This is a genomic window from Pseudomonas sp. HMWF006 (genome assembly GCF_003061205.1).
Classification (GTDB): domain Bacteria; phylum Pseudomonadota; class Gammaproteobacteria; order Pseudomonadales; family Pseudomonadaceae; genus Aquipseudomonas; species Aquipseudomonas monsensis.
Genome location: NZ_QAIU01000164.1, coordinates 10,107 through 15,039, shown reverse-complemented (window position 1 = coordinate 15,039; position 4,933 = coordinate 10,107). Strand labels below are relative to the sequence as shown.

Below are 4,933 nucleotides of genomic sequence, written 5' to 3'. Positions count from 1 at the left end.
ATGTGGGCAAATTATGCAGAAAACTCAACAGGGTTTGTGCTGGAGTTTGATACTGCGCATCCTTTTTTCAACGGTCGGCGATCTGACAAGGATGAGTTTTATCACCTGCGTCGAGTAGTTTATGCTGATAGGCAGCCAAGTGCCACAATGATGGACATGCCGTTTGATACTTTTGTCCTGAAAAGTAAAAGTTGGGAATACGAACAGGAATGGCGCATGCTCTTACCATTAGATGCAGCATGCAAAAGATTTAAAACCCCATCCGGTGATGATGTGTCGTTATTTGATGTCCCGGCTACGGCAATTTCAAAAGTCATTATTGGCCTTAATTCAAAAGGGCAAACAATCAGCGAGTTAGTAGGGATTTTGAAAAAGAGCAGCCATTTCGCTCACGTCGGATTAGAAAAAATTCAGAAAGGCTCCACGGGTTTTGAATTGACCAAGTTTAAAAATGAATAGCGAATCTCTACACTGAAAGCTGCCCGACGATTGCATAACTATAATTACTGCTTTTGACACAACTCGAAATGCAGCCCGCTATGGGTATCGATAGTCCAAAGTGCGAATGGCTGCTTTTGGCCGAAAGCAATCACTCGCAAGTGCCTTCTTGCTCATGCTGAAACCTTTTTGATTAGCACCTGCCGCAGATAATGGGCAATCACCACAACGGTGGCCAGGCCCTCTTAAGCATCAGTCATGCACGGGCGTTCCCTGTTCGAAGAAGTGGTTCGAATGCATCGACCAGAGAGTCAGGCAATGGTAGACAGATCCGGGGGGCTTAGTTTAGACACCGCGAAAAAAGCCCCCACACCGTGGCCAGGTGTGGGAGCCGATTGAACATAGGCTGAAAATTGCCGCACAGATACTGGCGGTTTGCTTCAATGACCGGCGCTTTGGCCTCCATCGACGTGCAGGATTTCGCCAGTGACGAAGTTGGCGCTGTCCAAGTACAGCACCGCTGCGACGATGTCTTGCACTTCGCCCATGTGGCCGACCGGATGCAGGCTGCCTAGAGCGGCGTGGCTTTCCTCTCCATGCATCGGGGTCTTGATGATGCCTGGCGATACAGCGTTAACGCGAATACCGCGCTTGGCGTACTCGATCGCCAGGGATTTGGTCGCGGCGTTCATGCCGCCTTTGGTAAGCGATGCGAGCACCGATGGCACGCCCTCGATAGCGTGATCGACCAGCGTAGTGGTGATGCTGACCACATGCCCACCCTCACCTTGTTTCTCCATCTGGGCAATCGCCTGTTGCGACATATGGAAGAAGCTGCCCATGTTGGTGGCCACGGTGTTTACATACTCTTCACGGGTATAGGCCGTGAAAGGTTTGGCCAGGAAGATCCCGGCGTTGTTCACCAGAGTGTCAATGCGGCCGAAACGCGCTACGCCTTCGCGGATGATTTTCTCGGCAGTAGCCGGATCGGCAATGTCACCTGCGACGGTCAGGATGTCCGGGTCCGATGACGGTTTGATGGAGCGAGAAGTCGCAACCACTTGATAGCCGAGTTTACGAAAACCTTCGACGATTCCTGCGCCCAGACCTTGGGATGCGCCAGTAACCACAACGACTTTTTTTGAATGGCTCATGATAATTCCTCGATAGTTTATGAAAGCTGTTTCAATGGATAAGTAGGGCCATCAGGCTGGCGCCGACTCTCGCGCCATTTGTCTGAGGATCTGTTCGTATTCCTCGACTGACTGCGATCCGGACACCAGATGACCACCGTTCAGCACCATGGCCGGGACCGAGTTGATACCGCGTTGAAGGTAAAAATCTTCTAGCTCACGGATTTCCGTGGCGAACTCGTCGGTGTCCAGTATCTGCCGGGCGCGAGCGGTGCAAAGTCCCGCTTCACCGGCCAGGCGCACCAGGGTTTCGGGGGCACTGGGGTTCTGGCCGTCGGTGAAATACGCCTTGAGCAGGATGTTCTTCAGCGCGAGCTGTTGACCGTCTTGCGCCGCCCAGAACAGCAGCCTGTGAGCATCGAAGGTGTTGTAGAAATGGCTGCGTTTTGCCAGGTCAAACTCAAAACCGATGGCTTTGCCACGGGCGATCACTGAGTCATTGCGCGAGGCAATTTGCTCGGCGCTGCGGCCATACTTGCGCATCATGTGCCTGACTGCGTGTTCACCCTCGGCGGGCATGCCCGGGTTGAGTTCGAAGGGTTTGAACGTCAGCACGACGACAACTTCGCCGGTCAGATTGGCAATGGCCTGTTGCAAGGCCGTGGCGCCAAGCGCACACCAGGGGCACACGACATCCGACACAAAGTCGACTCTGATGAGCCTCATTACTTGGGCTCCACCAGCGACTTGCGGTACTCGGTTGTGGTTATTCCAGCGTAGCCCCAGTTATCGGTATCCACTTCCTCGATCACGATATGCGTCAGGTGCGGATCCTTGTTGAGCACCGTCTCCATGGTTTTGGTGATCTCGGCGATGACCTGAGCTTTCTGTTCTTTGGTAACACCGTCACGGGTAATACGAACGCTGATGAAAGGCATGGGAGAGTCTCCAGTTCGCTCCCCATCGATATGATGAGGCGGCAAGTGGAATGAACTCTAGAAGGTTGCCTTGGATGAATAAATGCGGGTCTGGTCACTTCATTTATGACACAGTGTAATGAATTGAGTCGTTGCCAACCCTTGCAGACCATGACTCGGGCATTCCACTGTTCGGAGGCTGATTCACTAGCATCCACCTCTGCTTCATAAAACGATTCCGGTGGAACAGCTCCCTGAAATCAACTGCTCGCCACTGCATGATCGACATCGGTATGCTTTCGCGACGTTGCCCAATACTCAGTGTGATTAATATGAAGCGCCATTTTGATGACCTGCAGCTAGGAAGCATCGAGCTATTTTGCCTCGCCTCGGAAACGGGCAGTTTTACTGCAGCAGCGCAAGTAGCAGGTGTGACGCCTGCGGCAGTAAGCCGCTCGATTTTGCGACTTGAGGAGCGTTTGGGATCACGCCTGTTCGTGAGAACCACGCGCAGCATCCGGATGACTGAGCCGGGGCGAGTGTTCTACGAACAATGCCGACAAGCCCTGACTCAACTGGTGGAAGCGCAGCAAGAAGTCATGGGCGCTCAATCGACACCTTCAGGGCGGCTGCGTATCAGTCTTCCGACCACCTACGGGCATCACCGGATCTTGCCGCTTCTGCCGAAGTTTCGAGCGCTTTATCCAGACGTCAGCGTGGATATCCACTTGGGTAACCGAAATATCGACTTTGTAGCGGAGGGCTATGATCTGGCGATTCGGGTCCGGGCTCAACCTGACTCGACGCTGATTGCCCGCTTGCTCGAAGACGCACAACTGGTCGTGGTCGCGACACCTGAATACCTGACCAAAGCCGGCACCCCAACGACGCTGGATGACCTTGTCGCTCACGAGTGCATTCAATTTGAACTGCCCAGCAGCGGTCGAAGCATCTCATGGCTGTTCGACGTCGAGGGGAAACACCGTGAGATCTTCACTGAGGGTAGATATTGCTGTTCGGATGATGTGCTGGGCGGCGTTACCCTGGCCAAACACAGTGCTGGTCTGTTCCAGACTTACAAATTCATTGTCGAGCGCGAATTGGCCGATGGAAGCCTCGTCGAGGTGCTCCAGCCCTACAACGGACGCTCCAGGCCCTACACCCTTCTGTACCCCCATGGACGCTACGTTCCTCAGCGGGTCAGGGCATTCGTCGACTTTCTGCTGCAGTATCGAGCCGACTGGGCGGCGAATTGAACGAGGGAGTGTCAGCCTGCGCTGCCGATTGATCGACCATCTGGCTTGACCACTGGTGATATCGAGGGGTTCAAGCAAACCGAATTTCAAACGCGTGATTCCTGGCAGATCACCCAAATTGATTGCGAGGATCGTTGTTTGCCGGGATGTTCATCACCTGCTCGGACAGCCGTGTTGTGCCCGAACTCCTGACGCAGCGCGAACCCGGCGAACTGTTCGTGATTCGCAACGCCGGCAACATTGTGCCGGCGTAAGGCCCTGAACCGGGCGGCGTCTCGGCCAGCGTCGAATATGCGGTCGCAGTGTTCGGCGTATAGGACATCGTGATCTGCGGTCACTCGGACTGCGAGGCGATGGGCGCGATTTCACGCTGCACCTGCTTGGATCATCTTCGGCGGTAGCCAGTTGGCTACGGCACTCAGACGCCGCGAAAGAGATTAACGCCGCCCACAATTTCGACGCGCCCCGCGCAAAGCGCGACGGCCTGGTGCGCGAAAACGTGATTGCGCAACTAGCGAACCTGCGAACGCATCCTTCCGTGCACCTCGCGCTCGCAGGTTCGCCTGAATCCGCACAGCTGGGTCTACGACATCGAGGCGGGGTGCATCGCTGGTGACGATATTTCTCGCTGTGAAAAAAATCTTAGAAATGCAGGTATAAAAAAGCCCGTCAAGGGTGGACGGGCTGTGAAAAGTCATGAGATACGGTAAAAAGTTTATACCACCACAAGCATTCTGCTTGGAAACCGACACCAAAATTCACGCATAACGGGCTTCAGTTAAAGGAGCGTTTGGTCGGTACTCTTCAGATAACGAATTACCAACTCAGACTCAACTGGGACAGCCGGTGCCCATGACTTGATATTGCAGAACTTGGCGCTCGCCATGGGAATCTTCGTAGGTCATCTGCACCGGTACAGGGGCACATTCGTTGGCCAGTTCGGTGATAAAGGTAACGTGTTCGATATCCATATTTGTCGAAGAGCTGTAGGTCTCGACCGGGAGATTCGCCGCGTCCGATTTATCGGCATAAGCGTGCGCACCGAAACTGCCCAACAGTAAATCCGGTGCAATTTTCTTAAAGTTCATAATGTTCACCGTCTCGTTGAAAACCGTGTTTGTTTGCGGGTTGGAGACGATGCTAAGGGTAGGAGCGGCGAGGAAATATCGGCGGGCTGGACAAATACTGT

6 protein-coding genes and 1 pseudogene are annotated in these 4,933 nt (G+C 53.9%); 3 read left to right on the top strand and 4 right to left on the bottom strand.

Annotated elements, in window-relative coordinates:
• Positions 1-459 (top strand): DUF2971 domain-containing protein (locus DBR24_RS06690; protein WP_146188976.1); only part of this gene is annotated, 459 nt, incomplete at its 5' end.
• 419 nt (positions 460-878) lie between these two features.
• Here the strand turns inward: DBR24_RS06690 and DBR24_RS06685 are convergent.
• From DBR24_RS06685 to DBR24_RS06675, 3 genes are read right to left on the bottom strand one after another with little or no spacing between them, the layout of a single operon-like run.
• The gene (locus DBR24_RS06685; RefSeq protein ID WP_123464157.1) at positions 879-1,592 is read right to left on the bottom strand and encodes an SDR family NAD(P)-dependent oxidoreductase; all 714 of its coding nucleotides are present in this window, start codon (positions 1,590-1,592) and stop codon (positions 879-881) included.
• 51 nt (positions 1,593-1,643) lie between these two features.
• Positions 1,644-2,297 (bottom strand): DsbA family oxidoreductase, encoded by a 654-nt coding sequence (locus DBR24_RS06680; RefSeq protein WP_123464159.1) that lies wholly within the window; start codon positions 2,295-2,297, stop codon positions 1,644-1,646.
• On the bottom strand, positions 2,297-2,509 hold the full coding sequence (locus DBR24_RS06675) for a 4-oxalocrotonate tautomerase family protein (protein ID WP_123464161.1): 213 nt from the start codon (positions 2,507-2,509) through the stop codon (positions 2,297-2,299). The genes DBR24_RS06680 and DBR24_RS06675 overlap by 1 nt, the downstream gene beginning before the upstream one ends.
• Positions 2,510-2,820: 311 nt before the next feature.
• Here DBR24_RS06675 and DBR24_RS06670 point away from each other — a divergent pair, with 311 nt between their 5' ends.
• Both DBR24_RS06670 and DBR24_RS06665 read left to right on the top strand, forming a co-directional pair.
• Entirely contained in the window at positions 2,821-3,744 is a 924-nt protein-coding gene (locus tag DBR24_RS06670) for a LysR family transcriptional regulator (RefSeq protein ID WP_128614283.1), read from the top strand.
• Between the two features lie 146 nt (positions 3,745-3,890).
• Positions 3,891-4,454: pseudogene (locus DBR24_RS06665) on the top strand (carbonic anhydrase); the annotation flags it as partial.
• 120 nt (positions 4,455-4,574) lie between these two features.
• On the opposite strand, the gene DBR24_RS06660 reads toward DBR24_RS06665, so the two are convergent.
• The gene (locus tag DBR24_RS06660) at positions 4,575-4,832 is read right to left on the bottom strand and encodes a DUF2790 domain-containing protein (RefSeq protein WP_128614282.1); all 258 of its coding nucleotides are present in this window, start codon (positions 4,830-4,832) and stop codon (positions 4,575-4,577) included.
• Positions 4,833-4,933: the final 101 nt, after the last annotated feature.